Here is a 17893-nt window from a genome sequence, read left to right on the forward strand (position 1 = left end):
GCATGAGAGCGTCCGGGCCGCCCGTTCACAGCCAGCCGTTGTGGCGGGCGACCCGGACGGCCTCCATGCGGTTGCGGGTGCCGGTCTTGGTGATGCACGCCGACAGGTGGTTGCGTACGGTGCTCTCCGACAGGTAGAGGCGGCGGGAGATGTCGGCGGCGGTGGAGCCGTCGGCGGCGGCGGCGAGCACCTCGCGCTCGCGCGGCGTCAGCGGGTTCGGCCCGGCGCTCAGGGCGGCCGTGGCCAGGGCGGGGTCGACCACGACCTCGCCCGCGAGCACGCGCCTGATCGCCTGTGCGAGTTCGCCGACGGGCCGGTCCTTGACCACGAAGCCGCGCGCGCCCGCGTCCAGCGCCCGGCGCAGGTAACCGGGCCGCCCGAACGTCGTGACGATGACCACCACGCACTCCGGGAGGGCGGCCCGCAGGTCCGCGGTCGCGTCGAGCCCGCTGCCGCCGGGCATCTCGATGTCGAGCAGGGCCACGTCGGGCCTGGCCCGCAGTGCGGCGGGAACGACCTCGCCCGCCGACGCGACCTGCGCGACGACCTCGAAGTCGTCCTCCAGGTCGAGCAGCACGGTGAGCGCGTCGCGCATCATCGTCTGGTCCTCGGCGATCAGCACGCGGGTCACAGGCCGTCCTTCCGATCGTCGTCGTCCACGCCCGCGTGCGGGATCTCGGCCGTGAGGACGAACCCCCGCGGCAGGCGGGAGGCGGTCAGCCGCCCGCCCGCGGCGGCCAGGCGCTCGCGCAGCCCGCGCAGGCCGCTGCCGTCCTCCTCGCCGACGGCACCGCCTGTGCCGTCGTCGCTGATCTCGACCAGCACCGGGTCGCGGTCGCGGCGCAGCGTGATGACGCAGCGCCGGGCGCCGGAGTGCCGCACGACGTTCGTGATCCCCTCCCGGACGACCCAGCTCAGCAGCATGTCGGTCTCCCGCGTCAGCGCGGGCCCCGACTCCTTCACCACGCAGTCGACGCCGGCCGTGGCCAGGGCCGCCCGGGCGCTGTCGAGTTCGAAGGCGAGGCTCGCGTCCCGGTAACCCGTGACCGCCTCGCGCACCTCGGTCAGCGCCTGCCGCCCGATGGCCTCGATGTCCGCGGCGTGCCGCACGGCTGCGTCCGTGTCGCGCGGGGCGAGCCGGCGTACGGCCTCGGCCTTGACGACCACCATCGAGAGCGTGTGCCCGAGCAGGTCGTGCAGGTCGCGCGAGAAGCGCAGGCGCTCGGCCGAGACGGCGGCGACGGCCAGCTTCTCCCTGGTCCGGCGGAGTTCCTCGATCACCTCGGCCATCCGGCGGAAGCCGTACGTGGTGATCCCGGCGAACAGGGTGGTCAGGGCGGTGCCCCACAGGGCGTCGCCGAACGACCTGCCGCCCACGGGGACGATCGCGGCGAGCGCGGCCGTGACGGCGACGAGCGGGGGCGCCGCGCGGACCGGGAGCACGATCGCCACGGCCACGGCGAGCAGGGAGAACAGCGTCTGCCATCCGTCCGTTCTGTAGACCAGGGCCGCCGTGAGCGTGATCGCCGCGAGCAGCGCGACGAACGCCACCGGCAGGGGTCGTACGCCAGGGCCGGAGCGGGCGCCGGTCACCACGGCTCCCGCGAACGAGACCCCCGCCGCGGCCACCAGGCTCCAGGCGGGCCAGGCCGGCACGGCCGACGCCGCGGCGGCGGCCGGCGCCAGCAGCAGGAGGACGGTCAGCCCCAGCGCCGACGCGAGCAGCCGGGCCGGAAGCCACGACGGCAGGCGCGGCCGGAAACGGCCCGGCCGGGCGGCATCGGGCTCGCACCCGTCCGCCCACGTCCGCTCCGCCGCCTCTGCCATGGCCGTCATTATCGTCGGCTTCCGGCCGGGACGGGCAGGGCGGGATGTCACCTCGCGGGCAGTACGAATCACCCGGGTCTTCGGTCCCACGGAGCCGGGACCTCCGCACCTGGAGAGGTCTCCGAGGCCGCAGCAGCCTGACGTGGGGGGTGCCTGCGATGAGACGCTGCAACGAGGAGGTCGCCGGGCTGCTGCAGGAGTACGCCGACCTGATCGCGATCACCGGGGGCGACGCGTTCAAGGTCAGGGTCTACGAGAAGGCGGCCCGGTCGGTCGGCGGGTACGGCCGGGAAATCGACGATATGGACGTGGCGGCCCTGCGGGCGATCCCGAACGTCGGCGCGTCGATCGCCGCGAAGATCGACGAATACCTGCGGACCGGGTCGATTCACCAGCTGGAGGAGCTGCGGACGAAGATCCCCGCCGGGGTCCGCCTGCTGACCACGATTCCCACGCTCGGGCCGAAGAAGGCCATGGTCCTGTACCACGAGCGGGGCGTCGACTCGATCGAGAAGCTGGAGGACGCCATCCACGCCGGGGTCCTGGAGGGGCTGCACGGGTTCGGAGCGAAGACCGAGGAGAACCTGCTCCACGGCATCGAGGTGATGCGCAAGACCGGCAGCCGGGTGCACATCGGGATCGCGATGGCGGTCGCCGAGGAGGTCGTCTCCGCGCTGTCGGCCGTGCCGGGCTGCGAACGGTGCGCGTACGCCGGGTCGCTGCGGCGGATGAAGGACACGATCGGCGACGTCGACGTCCTGGCCACGGCCGACGACTCTGCCGCCCTGATGGCGGCCTTCACCACGCTGCCGTACGTCACCGAGGTGATCGCGCACGGCGAGACGAAGAGCTCGGTCCGCACGGACGCGGGGCTCCAGGTCGACCTGCGGGTGGTGCCGCGGGACTCCTGGGGGGCGGCGCTGCAGTACTTCACCGGATCCAAGGCGCACAACATCCGCACCCGGGAGATCGCCGTGCACCGGAAGCTGAAGCTGTCGGAGTACGGCGTGTTCGACGTGGCGACCGGCGAGAAGATCACTTCTGCGGACGAGGCGGAGGTGTACGGCATGCTCGGCCTGCCCTGGATCGAGCCGACGCTGCGCGAGGACACCGGGGAGATCGAGGCCGCGCTGGGCGGGGGGCTGCCCAGGGTGGTGACCCTGGCCGACATCCGCGGCGACCTGCACACGCACACCGACCTGACCGACGGGCTCGCGCCGCTGGAGGAGATGGTCGAGGCGGCCGCGGCGCGCGGCTACGACTACTACGCGGTGACCGACCACGCGCCCAACCTCTACATGCAGCGGATGACCGACGAGAAGGCGCTGGACCAGCGCGAGCGGCTCCGCCGCCTCGGCGCCGCCCGCCCCGGCATGACGCTGCTGCACGGGTGCGAGCTCAACATCGACCCGGAGGGCGAGGTCGACTGGCCGCCGGAGTTCCTGGCCGGGTTCGACCTGTGCGTGGCCTCGGTGCACTCGCACTTCACCCAGTCGCCCGAGGAGATGACCCGGCGGCTGATCCGGGCCTGCGAGAACCCGTACGTGAAGATCATCGGTCATCCGACGGCGCGGGTCGCCGGCAGGCGGGAGCCGGTGGACGCCGACTGGCCGAGGGTGTTCGACGCCTGCGTCCGCACCGGGACGGCGCTGGAGATCGACTCCTTCCCCGACCGGCTCGACCTGCCCTCGGGCCTCGTCCGGCGGGCCGCCGACCGGGGCGTGCTGTTCTCGATCGACAGCGACGCGCACGCCGTGCCGCACCTCGACGTCATGCGGTACGGCGTCGGCACCGCGCAGCGCGGCTGGCTCACGCCCGACCGGGTAATCAACACGTGGCCACTCGACCGGCTGCGGGAGTTCCTCCGCCCGGGATGAAAGGGGGTTTCATGCTGACGATCGGCCGGCGGCCGCTGCCCGTGGTGGGCCGCGCCCGGATGTACGTGTGCGGGATCACGCCCTACGACACGACCCATCTCGGTCATGCCAGGACGTTCGTGTGGGCCGACGTGGCGGCGCGGGTGCTGCGGCACGCCGGCGTGCCCGTCGAGGTGTGCCGCAACGTCACCGACGTGGACGACGTGCTCACCTCGGCCGCCCGCCGGGCCGGCAGCCCGTACGACAGCTTCGCCGCCGTGCAGCAGTTCTACTTCGACCGGGACATGGCCGCGTTGCACGTGCACCCGGTGACGTACGAGCCGCGGGCGCACACCTATGTGCCGCAGGTCGTGGCGCTCGCCCGCGCCCTGCTGGAGCTGGGCCACGCGTACGAGCGGGACGGCGCGGTGTACTTCCGGGGCGCGGGCGTGCGGGAGCGGGCCGGGATCGGCGCCGAGGAGGCGGCCCGCCTGCTGGCCGAGTTCGGCGACCATCCCGCTTCCGGTGGGGGCGATCCGCGCAGGGACGACCCGGCGGACGTGGCGATCTGGCGGCCGTCGGCGAAGGGGGAGCCGGGCTGGCCGAGCGAGTGGGGCGACGGGCGGCCGGGCTGGCACGCCGAGTGCGCCGCCATGGCGCTGACGACGTACGGGCCGGCCCTCGACCTGCACGCGGGCGGCGCCGACCTGCGCTTCCCGCACCACGCGTACGAGGCCGCGATGGCCGAGGCGGTGACCGGGGTGCGGCCGTTCGCCCGCGCCTGGCTGCACGTGGGGGTGGTCCGCGTGGACGGCGCCAAGATGGCCAAGTCGGCGGGCAACCTCGTCTTCACCGCCGACCTGCTGCGGCACCACCCCGTCGGCGCGGTGCGCCTGCTGCTGCTCGACCACCCGTGGGCGGCCGACTGGGACTACCGTCCCGGCGGCCTGGAGGAGGCCGCGGCCCGCCTGGAGCGCCTGCATGCGGCCGCCGGGCGGCCCGCGGCCTCGGCGGCGGGCGAGCGGGCGGCGGTGCGCGCGCTGCTGGACGACCTGGACGTCGCGACCGCCCTGGCGATCGCCGAGGAGGAGGGCGGGCAGGCCGCCCGCACGGTCATCGCGGTGCTCGCCCTCGGCTGAGGGCGGCTGAGAGATCACGCGGCGGCGGCCCGGGAGTCGTACTCGTCGAGCACGGCCACCACGTCCCGCCCGGCCGCGGCCAGGATCGAGGCGGCGATGGACGCGCGATAGCCCGTCGCGCAGTGCGTCCACACCTCGCCGCCCGGCACCTCGTCCAGCCGCGCGGGCAGTTCGTGCAGCGGGATGTGGACCGCGCCGGGGACGTGCGACTCGCGCCACTCCACGTCGCGGCGCACGTCCAGGACCACGATCGGGCGGTGGCGGCGCACGGCGGCCAGGTCGGCGAACGTCGCCGTCGGCATGGACGCGGGCTTGTCGTCGCCGGTCCACTCGGCGGGCCCTCCGGTGGCGACCGCGGCCGGTCGGTCGATGCCGATCCGCGCCAGTTCGCGCTGGGCCCGCGCGATGTCCCCGGGCGTCTCCCCGAGCAGGGTCACCGGCGTCCCCCAGGGAATCAGCCAGCCCAGGTAGACGGCGAGGTTCCCGTCCAGCCCGAAGTTGAGCGTTCCCGCCAGGTGGCCCGCCGCGAACGCCGTACGGGACCGCAGGTCCACCACCCACTCGCCGGCCCGGAGGCGGCGGTGCAGTTCGGCGGCGTCCGCGCGGCGCGGCGCGGACAGGTCGGGCGCGTCCGGCCCAGCCTGGTTGAGCGGCGCCATGTGCGCGTAGTACGCCGGGTAGACGTCCAGCCCGGCCAGCAGCGACTCCACGTACTCGTCCTCGCTCCGGGTCAGCACCGGGTTGACCCGCCGCTCCCGGCCGATCGTCGACTCGGTGACCTCCGACTGGGTGGCCGAGCAGAAGCTGCCGAACCCGTGGGTGGGGAGGACGTCCGTCTCGGCCGGGAGTTCGCGGGCCAGCCGGTGCGCCGAGGCGTACTGGGCGCGCACCAGAGTGCCGGTGTGCTCGGGGCCGAGCAGGTCGGGCCGCCCGGTCGTGCCGAGCAGCAGCGAGCCCCCGGTGAAGACGGCGGGCGGCCGATCCGGGGACTCCAGCACGTACGACAGGTGGGTGAAGGTATGGCCGGGGGTGGCGACGGCGCGCAGACGCGTGCGCGGGCCGACCTCGACCACGTCCCCGTCCTCGACGGGGCTGCGGTCGAACGCCACGGGGTCGGCCGCGTTGACGTGGTAGTCCGCGCCGGTGGCCGAGGCGAGGGCGGGCCCGCCGGTCACGTAGTCGTTGTGCACGTGGGTCTCGAAGACGTGGCGGATCTCGACGCCGCGCCGCTCGGCCAGGCGGAGCAGCCGGTCGATGTCCCGCTGCGGGTCCACCACGAAGGCGACCTCCCCGTCGGCGACGAGGTAGCTGCGGTCGCCCAGGGAGGGGGTCTCGACAGGGATGATTTCGATCATTCAGGTCCCTCCTCGGCTCGTGAGGCACCCGTACCCGGGGAGAAGATCTTCACCTCCTCCCGGGTCGGCGGGACCGCGCCGGCGCGGGTGCAGACGATCGCGGCGGCGGCGCAGCCGCGCCGCAGCGCCTCCGCCACGCGCTCCGTGCTCAATGGAGCGCCGTCGAGCGCGTCGAGGCAGGCGGCGGTGAAGGTGTCGCCCGCGCCGACCGTGTCCACGACCTCGACCGCCGGGGCCGGGCAAGAGATCACCTCGTCGCCCAGGACGGCCGTCGCGCCGTCGCCGCCCCGGGTGACCACCACGAGCCGCTCATGTGCCCGTGCCCACCGCCGGGCGACCTCGATGTACGGCTCGCCCGGGTAGAGCCAGTCGAGGTCCTCGGCGCTCACCTTGACCAGGCGCGCGAGCCGTACGCACTCCTCGACGTGGGCCAGGGCGCGTGCTCGGTCGCCGACGAGGGACGGCCGGATGTTCGGGTCGTAGGACACGGTGATCCCCGCCTCGGCGGCGGCCCGCATCACCTCCCGCACGTGCGCGGCGCCCGGCCCGGCGAGCACGGCCAGGGAGCCGGTGTGCAGGCAGGTCACCCCGTCGAGCGCGACCGGTGCCGAGAAGGTCCAGTCGAAGCGGAAGTCGTAGGAGGCCGAGCCGTCCGCGCCGACCCGGGCGAAGGCCAGGCCGGTCGCCGCCGCCGGGGCGAGGTCGCCGGTCCCGATCCCGTGGCGGGTCAGGTGGTCGCGCAGCAGGCCGCCGAAGAAGTCGTCGCCGGTCTCCCCGGCGAACCGCACCGTGCGGCCAAGCGCGGCCAGCGCCACCGCGACGTTGAGCGGGCTGCCGCCGGGCACCGCGGTGAAGGTCCACGATCCCGGCGTGCCGATCAGGTCGACCAGGCTCTCGCCGACCACCAGGAACGTCATGCGGCATCCTCACCCGGGTTCTCCGCCAGCACCCGCTGGGCGACGGCGAACGCGGCGTTGGCCGCGGGCACCCCGCAGTAGATCGCGGTCTGCAGCAGCACCTCCTTGATCTCGTCGGTCGTGAGCCCGTTGCGCCGCGCGGCCCGCACGTGCATGGCCAGCTCCTCCAACTGCCCGCGCGCCACCAGTGCGGTGAGCGTGATGCAGCTGCGGGTGCGTCGGTCCAGCCCGGGCCGGGTCCAGATCTCACCCCAGGCATACCGGGTGATCAGGTCCTGGAAGTCCGCGGTGAACTCGGTGGTCCGCGCCTGCGCCCGGTCCACGTGCGCGTCGCCCAGCACCTCGCGGCGCACCCGCATGCCGTCCTCGTAGCTCATGCCGTCCTCCAGCGGGTGGTCAGATGCCGCCTGATCGCCTCGTTCACGACGTCCGGGCGTTCGGCGGTGGCCAGGTGGGCGGCCCCCGGTACGACCAGCGACTCGGCCTCCGGGATGTCCCGGGCGAGGACCTCGGCGTGCTCGGGCGGGGTCGCCGGGTCCTCGGCTCCGGCGATCACCAGCGCGGGCGCGCGGACGTCGCCGAGCCGGTCACGGACGTCGAAGACCGCAAGGGCCTCGCAGCACGCGGCGTACCCCTCGGGGTCGGCGCCGCGGAGCATGTCCAGGTAGCGCTCGGCGTCGGGGAAGCCCGCCGTGAACCACCGTCTCCTCGTCGCCTCGGCCAGGGGTTTCGTGCCCTCGGCGCGGACCAGCGCGGCGCGTTCGTGCCAGCTCTCCGCGGTGCCGAACCGGGCGGAGGTGCAGCACAGGACCAGGCTCGCGACCCGGTCCGGTGCGATCAGCGCCAGCGTGGTCCCGACGGCCCCGCCCAGCGACACCCCCGCGTACGCCACGGTTCCCACGGCGTGACGGTCGAGCAGCGCCAGCACCCCGGCGGCGAGGTCGTCCACCGTCGGACCACGCGTGAAGCCGGATGCGGCCGGCGACCCGCCGTGGCCGGGCAGGTCGTAGCGGAGCACCCGCCAGGTGCGCGTGAGCGCGGGAAGCTGCGGCTCCCACAGGTCGAGCGTCGTGCCCAGCGAGGGCCCCAGCACGACGACCGGCGCGTCCGGCGGTCCGTCGAATCGGTGGTGCAGGATCATGATGCCTTTCCCTGGTGGTGCTGCAGGGCCCGGTCCACGAGAACGGACGCGGACCCGACGCCGGGGTCCTCCCCGTGTTCGGCCAGCACGGCGAGCAGGTGATCGAGATTGTGCCGCATGCGCTCGGGGAACACCTCCAGCCCCTCGGCCAGCTCGGCGGCCGTCTCGGCCGCGCCGCCGGCCAGGCGCAGGCACTCGCGCAGCGGCTGCCACTCGGCGTGCCAGCTCCCCGCGGGCCGCTCGTGCTCGGCCATTTGTGAGGCGAGCAGGATCTGCGCGAGCGCGGGCGCCTGCAGCGCCGCCGATCTGATCATCGTGGCGAGCACCGGGTTGCGCTTGTGCGCCATCGCCGACGAGCCGCCCCGGCCCGGCGCGGCGGGCTCGGCGACCTCGCCCACCTCGCTCTGCGCCAGCAGGATCACGTCGGTGGCGAGCTTGCCCAGCGCGCCCGTCACGGCGGCGAGCGCGCAGGCCAGGTCGGTCACGGGCGTGCGCAGCGTGTGCCAGGGCAGCACCGGCTCGGCCAGCCCGGTCTCGGCCGCGAACAGCGGCAGCAGGTCGAGGGCCCGCTCGCCGTACCCGGCCATGGTGCCGGCCGCGCCGCCGAGCTGGACCGGCAGCCGCACCGCCGCGAGGCGGTCGCGCCCGTCCCGGCAGCCGACCAGCCACCCGGCGGCCTTCAGCCCGAACGTGGTGGGCACGGCCTGCTGCCCGAGCGTACGGCCCGCCATCGGGGTGTCCCGGTGCTCACCGGCCAGCCGGGCCAGCGCGGCGAGCACCCGGCCGAGGTCGCGCAGGATCGTCTCGCGGGCCCGCGCGGCGACCAGCATCGCCGCCGTGTCGAGGATGTCCTGGCTGGTCGCGCCGTGGTGCACCCAGGACCCCGCCTCGCCGGCCGCGGCCCGCAGATCCTTGACGAGCGGCACGACCGGGTTGCCCGCGTCCCTGGCACGGCGGGCGAGATCGGCGGCGTCGTAGCGGTCCTCCCCGCTCGACAGCGCTCCGGCCGCCTCGGCGATCGCGGCGACGGCCCGCTCAGGGACGACGCCGAGGCGGGCCTGCGCCCGCGCGAGGCACACCTCCGCCTCCAGCATCGCCCGCAGCCAGGCGTCGTCGGCCGTGACCGCCTCCACCTCCGTGCCCGCCCACACCGGGGACAGCAGGCCGCGATCAGAACCCGCGTCAGAACTCAAGGAAGACCGTCTCCTCCTCGCCCTGCAGCCGTACGTCGAACCGGTAGACGTCGTGCCCCTCCGGGCGGGCCAGCAACGTCGCGCGGCGGGCCGGGTCGAGGGAGTCGAGCAGGGGGTCGGGCGCGTCGGCGAGGTAGACACGGGTCCGCACCGGCTTGAGCAGGCCCCGCGCGAACACCAGCAGCGCGGCGTACGGACGGGACGGCGGCGCGAGGCGGAACCGGTAGGAGCCGTCGGGCGCGGTGCCGCACCGCCCGAAGCCGGAGACACCGCTGCCTCCGGAGACACCGGCGCCTCCGCGGCCCAGGGCGGCCCGATCGCCGGGTTCCCCGGTCCAGAGCTCCAGCAGGGCGTCGGGCACCGGCTCGCCGGCTCCGTCGAGGACCCGGCCGGTGATCGTCACGGCCCCCGGATGGCCCTCGGGGACGAGCTCCCAGTCTCCCGCGTACGGCAGGGCGAACCCGAAGAACGGGCCGACGGTCTGCGAAGGGGTGGTCACGCGTCCTCCATCGGGGTACGGCCGAGCACCACGTCCCACCGGTAGCCGAGCGCCCACTCCGGCTCGGTGATGTCCAGGTCGAACGTGGAGACGAGCCGCTCGCGGGCGGCCGGGTCGGGGATGGACTGGAAGATCGGGTCGAAGGCGAACAGCGGGTCGCCGGGGAAGTACATCTGCGTCACCAGGCGCTGGGTGAACGCCGTACCGAAGATCGAGAAGTGGATGTGCGCGGGCCGCCAGGCGTTCGGGTGGTTGCGCCAGGGATAGGCCCCCGGCTTGATCGTGACGAATCGGTAGCGGCCCTCGTCGTCGGTCAGGCACCGGCCGGCGCCCGTGAAGTTGGGGTCGAGCGGCGCCGGATGCTGGTCGCGCTGGTGGGCGTACCGGCCGGCGGAGTTGGCCTGCCAGATCTCCACCAGCGTGTCCGGCACCGGCCGGCCCGACGCGTCGAGGATCCGCCCGGTGACGATGATGCGCTCGCCGAGCGGCTCGCCCGCGTGGCCCGCGGTCAGGTCGGCGTCGAGCGGGTCCACCTCGTCGCGGCCGAAGACCGGGCCGGTCAGCTCGGCCGCCTCCGGGTCCTCCTTCATCTCCAGCGGCGGCCGGGACGGCGCCCGCAGGACCGTGCTGGCGTAGTCAGGGTAGAGGTAGGGCGGGTGTGTCACGATGTCTCCTCTTCGTAGGGCAGGCCTACGTAGTTCTCCGCCAGCGTCGTCCCGGCCGCCTCTGAGGACGTCACGTAGTCGAGGTAGGAGGTCTGCAGCCGCCGGGCGTAGGCGTCGTCGGACTCGAACGTGTGCAGCAGCGTCGTCATCCACCACGAGAAGTGCTGCGCCCGCCACACCCGGGGCAGGCAGGCCCGCGAGTAGCCGTCCAGCGCCTCCGTCGAGCCGTCGGCGAAGAAGCGGGCCAGCGCCTCGGTCAGCACCCGCACGTCGGCCACCGCCAGGTTGAGCCCCTTCGCGCCGGTCGGCGGCACGATGTGGGCCGCGTCCCCGGCCAGGAACAGCCGGCCGTGCTGCATGGGCTCGGCCACGAAGCCGCGCATCGGGGTGATCCCTCTTTCGACGATGTCGCCGGTCGCGAGGGTGAAGCCGGGCACGGTCTCCAGCCGGGCCCGCAGCTCGGCCCAGATCCGCTCGTCGGGCCACGCTTCGAGGTCCTCGTCGGGCGCCACCTGGAGGTAGAAGCGGCTGATCTCCGGGGAGCGCATGCTGTGCAGCGCGAAGCCGCGCTCGGTTCGCGCGTAGATCAGCTCTTCCGACGACGGCTTGACCCTGGCGAGGATGCCGAGCCAGGCGAAGGGGTAGTCGCGGCGATACTCGGTCAGCACGCCCTCGGGGATCGACGCCCGGGACACGCCGTGGAAGCCGTCGCACCCCGCGATCACGTCGCAGTCCAGCCGCTCGCCCCCGAAAGTGAGGTACGGCCGGTCGGTGTCGATGTCGTGCAGGGCCACGTCGTCCACCTCGAAGCGGACGTCGCCCCCGGCCGCCAGCCGGGCGGCGATCAGGTCCTTGACCACCTCCTGCTGGCCGTACACGGTGATGGACCGGCCGGGCACCAGCCGCTCGAAGGCGATCCGGTGGCCCGCTCCGCCGTACCGCAGCTCGATGCCGTGGTGGGGCAGGCCCTCCCGCTTCAGCCGCTCGCCCACGCCCGCCTCGACGAGCGTGTCCACCGTGCCCTGTTCGAGCACCCCCGCCCGCACCCGCCGCTCGACGTACTCCCTGCTGCGGCGTTCGAGCACGACGGACTCGATCCCGCGCAGATGGAGCAGATGGGAGAGCAGCAGGCCGGCCGGTCCGGCCCCGATGATCCCGACCTGAGTTCGCATGGCTCAAGCATCGGGAGCATCCGCCGTCCCGCGTAGGCTTTGCTTCTACTGAGTGGAAGAAGGAGTCACATGGCCGGTGGCGCGCGCGACCTGGGGCGTTCCGTGACGTCCCGGGTACTGGCCATCCTCGGCGCCTTCGACGCCCATCATCCGCGGCTCACGCTGACGGAGATCGCCGGGCGGACCGGCATGGCGCTCAGCACCGTCCACCGGCTCGTCGCAGAGCTGGAGGAGTGGCGCGCCCTGCGCCGCGGCGCCGACGGGCGCTACCAGATCGGCCGCCGCCTGTGGGAGCTGGGACAGCTCGCCCCCGACCCCCTGCAGGAGGTCGCGCACCCCTGGCTGCAGGAGCTGTTCGGCGGCACCGGCGAGAACGTCCACCTGGCGGTGCGCGACGGGGTCGAGGTGCTCTACGTGGACAAGGTGTACGGCAAGCGGGCCGTGCCGATCGTCTCGCGTACCGGCTCGCGCCTGCCCATGCATCCGACCGGCGTCGGCAAGGCGCTGCTCGCCTTCGAGCCGGCCTGGTTCGTCACGTCCTACCTGTCCCGTCCGCTGGAGCGGCCGACCCCGCACACCATCACCGAGCCGGGCCGGCTGGCCCGCGAGCTGGCCCAGGTGCGCGCCCAGGGGTACGCCACGACCCACGAGGAGATGACGCTCGGCTCCTGCTCGGCCGCCGCGCCGGTGCTGGTCGGGGACCGGCCCGTCGCGGCCGTCGGCATCGTGGTGTCCTCGCGGCGGGTGCGCGAACTGCCCCGCCTGGTCGATCCGCTGCTGGCGGTCGCGGCCCGCATCGCCGGCGACTACCGGGCCGCCGTGGCCGGTCCCCCGAAATCGATCAACGTTCGTTAAGATCGGCGGCGAACGTGAGAAAAGGGGATCGCGGGTGGGCCGGGACGAGGAAGCGCTGAAGGCCATCGACTTCTCCACGCCGAGTGTGGCGCGGATCTACGACTGGTGGCTGGGCGGCAAGGACAACTTCGCGGTGGACAGGGCCGCCGCCGAGAAGCTGCTCGAGCTGGTCGGCTCCGACGGCCGCCTCGTGATCAGGCAGAACCGGGAGTTCCTCGGCCGCGCCGTCCGCTTCCTCAGCGAGGCGGGCATCCGGCAGTTCCTCGACCTCGGCACCGGTATCCCCACGCAGGGCAACGTCCACGAGGTCGCCCACGAGGTCGATCCCGAGGCGACCGTCGTCTACGTCGACAACGACCCCATCGTCGCCGCGCACGGCCGGGCGCTGCTCACCGGCAGCGGCCGTACGGGCGTGGTGCAGGCCGACATGCGCGACCCGGACAAGATCGTCGAAAGCCCGATCACGAAGGAACTGATCGACTTCAGCAAGCCCGTGGCCGTGCTGTTCGTCGCGGTGCTGCACTTCGTGGACGACGACGACGCCGAGCGGGTCGTGGCCTACTTCCGCGAGCGCATGGCCCCCGGCAGCTACCTCGTCATCTCCCACGGCACCCAGGGCCGCCTGAGCGAGGACACGATCACCGAGACCCGGGCGGTGTACGAGAAGTCCACGGCCGCGCTCCGCGACCGCACGCCGGAGCACATCGCCCGGTTCTTCACCGGGTTCGAGCTGGTCGAGCCGGGGCTGGTCGACGTGGCCGACTGGCGCAACGACAGCGACTTCGTCGAGCACAGCAAGGGCGGCTACGTCCTCGGCGGCGTCGGCCGGCTGGCCTGAGCGGCCTGGCGGACCTCGAACGTGACCTGCGGCGGCACCCGCAGCGTGGCGCAGACGGCGCAGTGCTCCAGGACCGACAGGAGTGAGGCGCGCAGGCCCGCGGGCAGGCCGGGGGCGTCCACCGACAGCTCGATGGAGTCGATCCGCCCCGGACAGACGCCCAGGCCGTACCGCGCGGTCACGCCCACCCCGGCGGGCAGCTGACGGTGGCGCAGGTAGCGTTCCGCGCAGCAGGCGACGCCCGCGGCCACGCTGCCCACGAACAGCTCGGCCGGAGTGGGGCCGGTGTCGCTCCCGCCGACGTCCGCGGGCTGGTCGGTGCGGATCACGTGGCGTCCGATCCGGACGTCGAACCGGTCGGCTCCGTGCCAGGCGACCCGGATGACACCGTCACGCGGCTCACTCATGGCGCACCCCCGCGTCCGATTCGGCTCTATCCGAGTATGTCCGTGGCGGGCGGTGGGTGGGCGCATACGGACCGTAAGAAGCCGGTCGCGACCTGGCAAAGAGCAGGAGCCCGGAGTGCCCCGGTTTGCGACACTCCAACTGTGGGGGCCGACGGGGGAGCGGACCATGATCCCGCAGACGCACCTGGACGGGCTGCTGGCCGAGCTGCACACGAGGTTGCAGGCGGTCCTGTCGACGCGTGACCGTGTGCACGCGTTGCTGGAGGCGGTCGTCTCGGTGGGCGGGGACCTCGATCTGGAGACCGTGCTGCGCCGGATCGTGGAGACCGCCGCCGCGCTGGTCGACGCCCGATACGGCGCGCTCGGCGTGATCGGGGAGGACGACACCCTCGCCCGCTTCATCCCCGTGGGGCTGAGCGAGGAGGAGATCGCCGGCATCGAGCACTGGCCCCACGGCCTGGGCCTGCTCGGGCTGCTGATCAAGGAACCCCGGCCGCTGCGGCTGGCTCGCATCCGCGACCACCCCGAGTCGTACGGCTTCCCGCCCGGCCACCCCCCGATGACCGCCTTCCTCGGCGTGCCCGTACGCGTCCGGGGCGAGCTGTTCGGCAACCTCTACCTGACGGAGAAGCGCGGGGGAGGGGAGTTCGACGCGGACGACGAGGCGATCGTCGTGGCCCTCGCCAGCGCCGCCGGGGTGGCGATCGAGAACGCCCGCCTGTACGAGGACACCCGCCGCAGGGAGACCTGGCTGCAGGCGTCCGCGGAGATCACGAGGAGCCTGCTGTCCGGCGCCGAGACCCCGCGGGTGCTGACGCTGATCGCCCGCCGCGCCCGGCAGATGGCCGGCGCCGACGTGGTGGCGATCCTGCTGCCGGAGGACGACGGCCGGACGCTGCGGGTCGCGATCGCGGACGGCGTGCCCGGCTCGGCCCGGGTGCGGCGGCTGCCCGTCGAGGGCTCGCTGGCCGGGCAGGCGTTCGTCCACGCGGAGCCCCGCGTGGTCACCGACCTGGGCGACACCGACCTCCTCACGGCGGTCGGAGAGACGGGAGCGGTGTGCGCCGTGCCGCTGGGGGCCCCGGGGGCGGTGCGCGGCGTGCTGTCGCTGGGCAGGCGGCCCGGCCGCGTCCCGTTCAGCCGGCCGGAGGTGTGCATGGTGCACTCCTTCGCCGGGCACGCGGCCGTCGCGCTCGAACTGGACGAGGCACGCAGGGACGCCGAGCGGCTCGGCCTGCTGGAGGACCGCGACCGCATCGCCAAGGACCTGCACGACGTGGTCATCCAGCGGCTGTTCGCGGTCGCGATGACGCTGACGGGCGCCGCGCGGCTGGTGGAGCACCCGGAGGCGGCCGCGCGGCTGCGGACCGCGATCGACGAACTCGACGGCACGATCCGGCAGATCCGCTCCACGATCTTCGCTTTGCGGGCCCCGGCGGGCGCCCCCGGGCTGCGTGCCCGGCTTGTCGAGCTGGTCGAGGGCGCGCGGGGGCCCCTCGGCTTCGTGCCGTCCCTGCGCATGGACGGGCAGCTCGACACCCGCGTGCCCGCACCGGTCCGGGAGCATCTGCTGGCCGTGGCGCGGGAGGCGATCTCCAACGTGGTGCGGCACGCCCACGCCACCCGCGCCACCGTCACCGTGTGCCTGGACAAGGACCGGCTGACCCTGCTCGTGGAGGACGACGGGGTCGGCATCCCGGCGCGGGGACGCCGCAGCGGCCTGCGCAACCTGCGTGACCGCGCCGAGAGCCTGGGTGGCTCGTGCGCCGCCGAGGCCCGCGCCGCCGGGGGAACCCGCCTGTGCTGGAGCGTCCCGCTGCCGTCGACCCCGCCGACCCCGTCGACAGCGTGAGACGCCGTGAGGAGGCATCGCGCAATGACCGAGCCGATCAGTGATTCCATCATCGATCCCGTCGTCGATCCCGCTGTCGATCCGGTCGTCGTCGGCACCGACGGGTCCGCCGGGGCGACCCGGGCGGTGGAGTGGGCGGCCGACCACGCCGGCCTGCGGGGCCTGCCCCTGCGGGTGGTCCACGCCGCCGAGCGCCTGCCGTACGACGCCCCGCGCTATCCGGTCCCCGACAGCTACGGCAGGCTGGCACCCTCCGGGCAGCAGATCCTCGACCACGCCGAGCGGGTCGCCCGGCACCGGCGGCCCGGCCTCGATGTGACGACGGAGCTGGTCGAGGGGCGTCCGGGCCGTGTCCTGCGCGACCAGGCCGCCCGCGCCGCCGAAGTGGTGCTGGGCAGCCACGGCGCGGGCGGCTTCCCCGGCATGCTGCTCGGGTCGGTGGGCAACCAGGTCGCCGGTCACGTGGCCGTGCCGGTCGTCGTCGTACGGCCGGCGCCCCCGGAGGCGGGGGCGGAGATCGCGGTGGGGTTCGACTGCTCGGAGGCGTCCGGGCCCGCCCTGTCGTACGCGTTCGAGGAGGCGCGGCTGCGCGGCCACCGGGTGCGTATCGTCTGCGCCTGGGAGCCGCCGGTGCCGTACGGGCCCGCGATCGCCATGGACCTGGACGAGATGCGGCGGGCCGCGGAGGACTACGCGCGCGGCGAGCTGCGGCCGTGGCAGGGCGGGTACGCCGACGTCAAGATCGAGCTGGACATGGTACGCGCCCATCCGGTCTCCGCGCTGCTCGGCGCGTCGTCCCGGGCCGTCCTGCTCGTCGTCGGCTCCCACGGCCGCAACGCCTTCACCGCGGCCGTGCTCGGCTCGGTGAGCCGCGCCGTGCTCGCCCACGCGCACTGCCCCGTGGCGGTGGTGCGGGGAGAGGCGCGGCGGTGAGTCACCGGATGAGCCGGGCCGGCCGCAGGCCCGGGACGGTCCGCGCCAGCAGGTCGGCCACGTGCCCGGGGCCCTGGCCCTCGGGGCCGAGCACGTCGATCTCGCCGTCGCGGACGGTCACCTCCCAGGACGTCTCGGAGGGGTAGCGCTCGCGCAGGGCGGCCAGGACGGCCTCGCGCAGCTCGTCGTCCGACCTGGCCAGCAGCGCCATGAGGTCGCGGCGGCTGACCATGCCGACGACCCGCTCGTCGCGCAGCACGGGCACGCTCTTGATCCTTTTGGCGATCATCAGGTCCGTCAGCACCCGCGCGTCGGTGGTGTCCTCGACCGTGCTCACCTGGCGGGACATGACGTCTCCCACGGTGCGGGGCGGCGAGGCGCCCGGCGCGAAGGCGCCGCACAGCAGGTCGATCTCGCTGACCATCCCGACCAGCTCCCCGTGCTCCCCGAGCACGGGGGCGGCCGTGATGCCGTGGTCGTACAGCGTCCGGATCGCCCGTCGCATGGAGTCGTCGCGGCGCAACGTGATCGCCGGGCTGCTCATGACCTCGCCGGCCAGCATGGCCCACCTCCCGCGTCCGTCGCCGTCCTGGACGTTGCACGGTCATTCCATCGTCGCCCGGGTCGTACGGGCAGGTGCCGGAGGTCCCCGGCCGTCGGGTCTTTGGGCCCTGCGGCGGCCGCGCTCACGGTGGTCGGATGGAGATGGCCCGGGGAGGAACGATGACCGTAGAAGCCATGACCGCCGCCGATGTGATGAGCAGGGTGCTCGTGACCGTGAAGCCGGACGAGTCGCCGCTCATGGCCTGGGAACTCATGCGCCGCGGGTCGATGCATCACCTGCCCGTGGTGGATGCGAATTCCCGCATCATCGGCGTGCTCACGCGAGAGGACATCGCGGCCCACTGGTCGGGCGGACCGGCGGAGCAGTCGAGCAGCCAGGTGCGGCAGTTGTTGTCCGGGCGCAGGTGCCCGCATGTGCCGCCCGATGCCTCGCTCCCCGCCGTGGCGGCCGTCATGCTGGAGTCGGCGGTGGACGTCGTCCCGGTCATCGGGGCCTCCGGCGCCCTGCAGGGTCTCGTCACCGTGACCGACGTGCTCGTGGCGGTCGCGGGCAGGCGGGGGGCCTCGCCCCGGCACGAGGAGGTGTCGGCAGGGATGTTCCGCCTTGAGCCGGTGCTGCCGCCGAAGCCCTCGCGGACCGCCGAGGACCAGCAGCAGGGACCGTGATCCCGGTCGTGCAC

Annotated in this window: 19 protein-coding genes; 7 read left to right on the forward strand and 12 right to left on the reverse strand. The window is 74.0% G+C overall.

Going from position 1 to position 17893, the window contains the following annotated elements; translation table 11 throughout:
• Positions 1 to 25 precede the first annotated feature (25 nt).
• Together Msi02_RS35885 and Msi02_RS35890 are read right to left on the reverse strand one after the other, a co-directional pair.
• Positions 26 to 631 (reverse strand): response regulator transcription factor, encoded by a 606-nt coding sequence (locus Msi02_RS35885; RefSeq protein WP_079316046.1) that lies wholly within the window; start codon positions 629 to 631, stop codon positions 26 to 28.
• Complete coding sequence (locus tag Msi02_RS35890; RefSeq protein ID WP_204052260.1) at positions 628 to 1827, reverse strand: sensor histidine kinase; 1200 nt, start codon at positions 1825 to 1827, stop codon at positions 628 to 630. Before Msi02_RS35890 ends, Msi02_RS35885 begins: the two co-directional genes overlap by 4 nt.
• A 158-nt stretch (positions 1828 to 1985) precedes the next feature.
• Here Msi02_RS35890 and polX point away from each other — a divergent pair, with 158 nt between their 5' ends.
• Positions 1986 to 3704 carry a DNA polymerase/3'-5' exonuclease PolX gene (gene polX, locus Msi02_RS35895; RefSeq protein WP_204052261.1) on the forward strand — a complete coding sequence of 573 codons (1719 nt, stop codon included), beginning with the start codon at positions 1986 to 1988 and terminating at the stop codon, positions 3702 to 3704.
• Between the two features lie 11 nt (positions 3705 to 3715).
• Positions 3716 to 4822 (forward strand): class I tRNA ligase family protein, encoded by a 1107-nt coding sequence (locus Msi02_RS35900; protein ID WP_239109052.1) that lies wholly within the window; start codon positions 3716 to 3718, stop codon positions 4820 to 4822.
• Between the two features lie 14 nt (positions 4823 to 4836).
• Here the strand turns inward: Msi02_RS35900 and Msi02_RS35905 are convergent, their stop codons facing one another.
• The 8 genes from Msi02_RS35905 to pobA are packed head-to-tail and all read right to left on the reverse strand — an operon-like array spanning position 4837 to position 11764.
• Positions 4837 to 6177, reverse strand: coding sequence for an MBL fold metallo-hydrolase (locus Msi02_RS35905; protein WP_204052263.1), 1341 nt, complete (start codon positions 6175 to 6177; stop codon positions 4837 to 4839).
• Positions 6174 to 7094, reverse strand: coding sequence for a carbohydrate kinase family protein (locus tag Msi02_RS35910; RefSeq protein WP_204052264.1), 921 nt, complete (start codon positions 7092 to 7094; stop codon positions 6174 to 6176). Before Msi02_RS35910 ends, Msi02_RS35905 begins: the two co-directional genes overlap by 4 nt.
• Positions 7091 to 7471, reverse strand: a complete 381-nt coding sequence (gene pcaC, locus Msi02_RS43620) for a 4-carboxymuconolactone decarboxylase (RefSeq protein ID WP_239109053.1) — start codon at positions 7469 to 7471, stop codon at positions 7091 to 7093. Before pcaC ends, Msi02_RS35910 begins: the two co-directional genes overlap by 4 nt.
• On the reverse strand, positions 7468 to 8235 hold the full coding sequence (gene pcaD, locus Msi02_RS35915; RefSeq protein ID WP_239109055.1) for a 3-oxoadipate enol-lactonase: 768 nt from the start codon (positions 8233 to 8235) through the stop codon (positions 7468 to 7470). Before pcaD ends, pcaC begins: the two co-directional genes overlap by 4 nt.
• On the reverse strand, positions 8232 to 9428 hold the full coding sequence (gene pcaB, locus Msi02_RS35920; RefSeq protein ID WP_204052265.1) for a 3-carboxy-cis,cis-muconate cycloisomerase: 1197 nt from the start codon (positions 9426 to 9428) through the stop codon (positions 8232 to 8234). Before pcaB ends, pcaD begins: the two co-directional genes overlap by 4 nt.
• On the reverse strand, positions 9418 to 9927 hold the full coding sequence (locus Msi02_RS35925) for a peptidase associated/transthyretin-like domain-containing protein (protein WP_204052266.1): 510 nt from the start codon (positions 9925 to 9927) through the stop codon (positions 9418 to 9420). The genes pcaB and Msi02_RS35925 overlap by 11 nt, the downstream gene beginning before the upstream one ends.
• Positions 9924 to 10595: a protocatechuate 3,4-dioxygenase subunit beta gene (gene pcaH / locus Msi02_RS35930; protein ID WP_143737431.1), complete on the reverse strand. Its 672-nt coding sequence runs from the start codon at positions 10593 to 10595 to the stop codon at positions 9924 to 9926. The genes Msi02_RS35925 and pcaH overlap by 4 nt, the downstream gene beginning before the upstream one ends.
• Complete coding sequence (gene pobA, locus Msi02_RS35935) at positions 10589 to 11764, reverse strand: 4-hydroxybenzoate 3-monooxygenase (protein WP_204052267.1); 1176 nt, start codon at positions 11762 to 11764, stop codon at positions 10589 to 10591. The genes pcaH and pobA overlap by 7 nt, the downstream gene beginning before the upstream one ends.
• Before the next feature lie 69 nt (positions 11765 to 11833).
• Between pobA and Msi02_RS35940 the strand changes: the two genes are divergently transcribed.
• Positions 11834 to 12619 carry an IclR family transcriptional regulator gene (locus Msi02_RS35940; RefSeq protein WP_204052268.1) on the forward strand — a complete coding sequence of 262 codons (786 nt, stop codon included), beginning with the start codon at positions 11834 to 11836 and terminating at the stop codon, positions 12617 to 12619.
• Between the two features lie 34 nt (positions 12620 to 12653).
• Complete coding sequence (locus Msi02_RS35945; protein ID WP_239109057.1) at positions 12654 to 13457, forward strand: SAM-dependent methyltransferase; 804 nt, start codon at positions 12654 to 12656, stop codon at positions 13455 to 13457.
• Here the strand turns inward: Msi02_RS35945 and Msi02_RS35950 are convergent.
• On the reverse strand, positions 13424 to 13864 hold the full coding sequence (locus tag Msi02_RS35950) for an OsmC family protein (RefSeq protein ID WP_204052269.1): 441 nt from the start codon (positions 13862 to 13864) through the stop codon (positions 13424 to 13426). The genes Msi02_RS35945 and Msi02_RS35950 overlap by 34 nt on opposite strands.
• Before the next feature lie 166 nt (positions 13865 to 14030).
• On the opposite strand from Msi02_RS35950, the gene Msi02_RS35955 reads away from it, so the two are divergent.
• A complete protein-coding gene (locus Msi02_RS35955; RefSeq protein WP_204052270.1) occupies positions 14031 to 15716 on the forward strand; it encodes a sensor histidine kinase in 1686 nt (561 codons plus the stop codon).
• Positions 15717 to 15740: 24 nt separating this feature from the next.
• Positions 15741 to 16649 (forward strand): universal stress protein, encoded by a 909-nt coding sequence (locus tag Msi02_RS35960; protein WP_204052271.1) that lies wholly within the window; start codon positions 15741 to 15743, stop codon positions 16647 to 16649.
• Between the two features lies 1 nt (position 16650).
• Here the strand turns inward: Msi02_RS35960 and Msi02_RS35965 are convergent, their stop codons facing one another.
• Positions 16651 to 17211 (reverse strand): CBS domain-containing protein, encoded by a 561-nt coding sequence (locus tag Msi02_RS35965; protein ID WP_204052272.1) that lies wholly within the window; start codon positions 17209 to 17211, stop codon positions 16651 to 16653.
• Between the two features lie 161 nt (positions 17212 to 17372).
• On the opposite strand from Msi02_RS35965, the gene Msi02_RS35970 reads away from it, so the two are divergent.
• On the forward strand, positions 17373 to 17879 hold the full coding sequence (locus tag Msi02_RS35970) for a CBS domain-containing protein (protein WP_204052273.1): 507 nt from the start codon (positions 17373 to 17375) through the stop codon (positions 17877 to 17879).
• Positions 17880 to 17893: the final 14 nt, after the last annotated feature.

Source organism: Microbispora siamensis, assembly GCF_016863095.1.
Lineage (GTDB): Bacteria > Actinomycetota > Actinomycetes > Streptosporangiales > Streptosporangiaceae > Microbispora > Microbispora siamensis.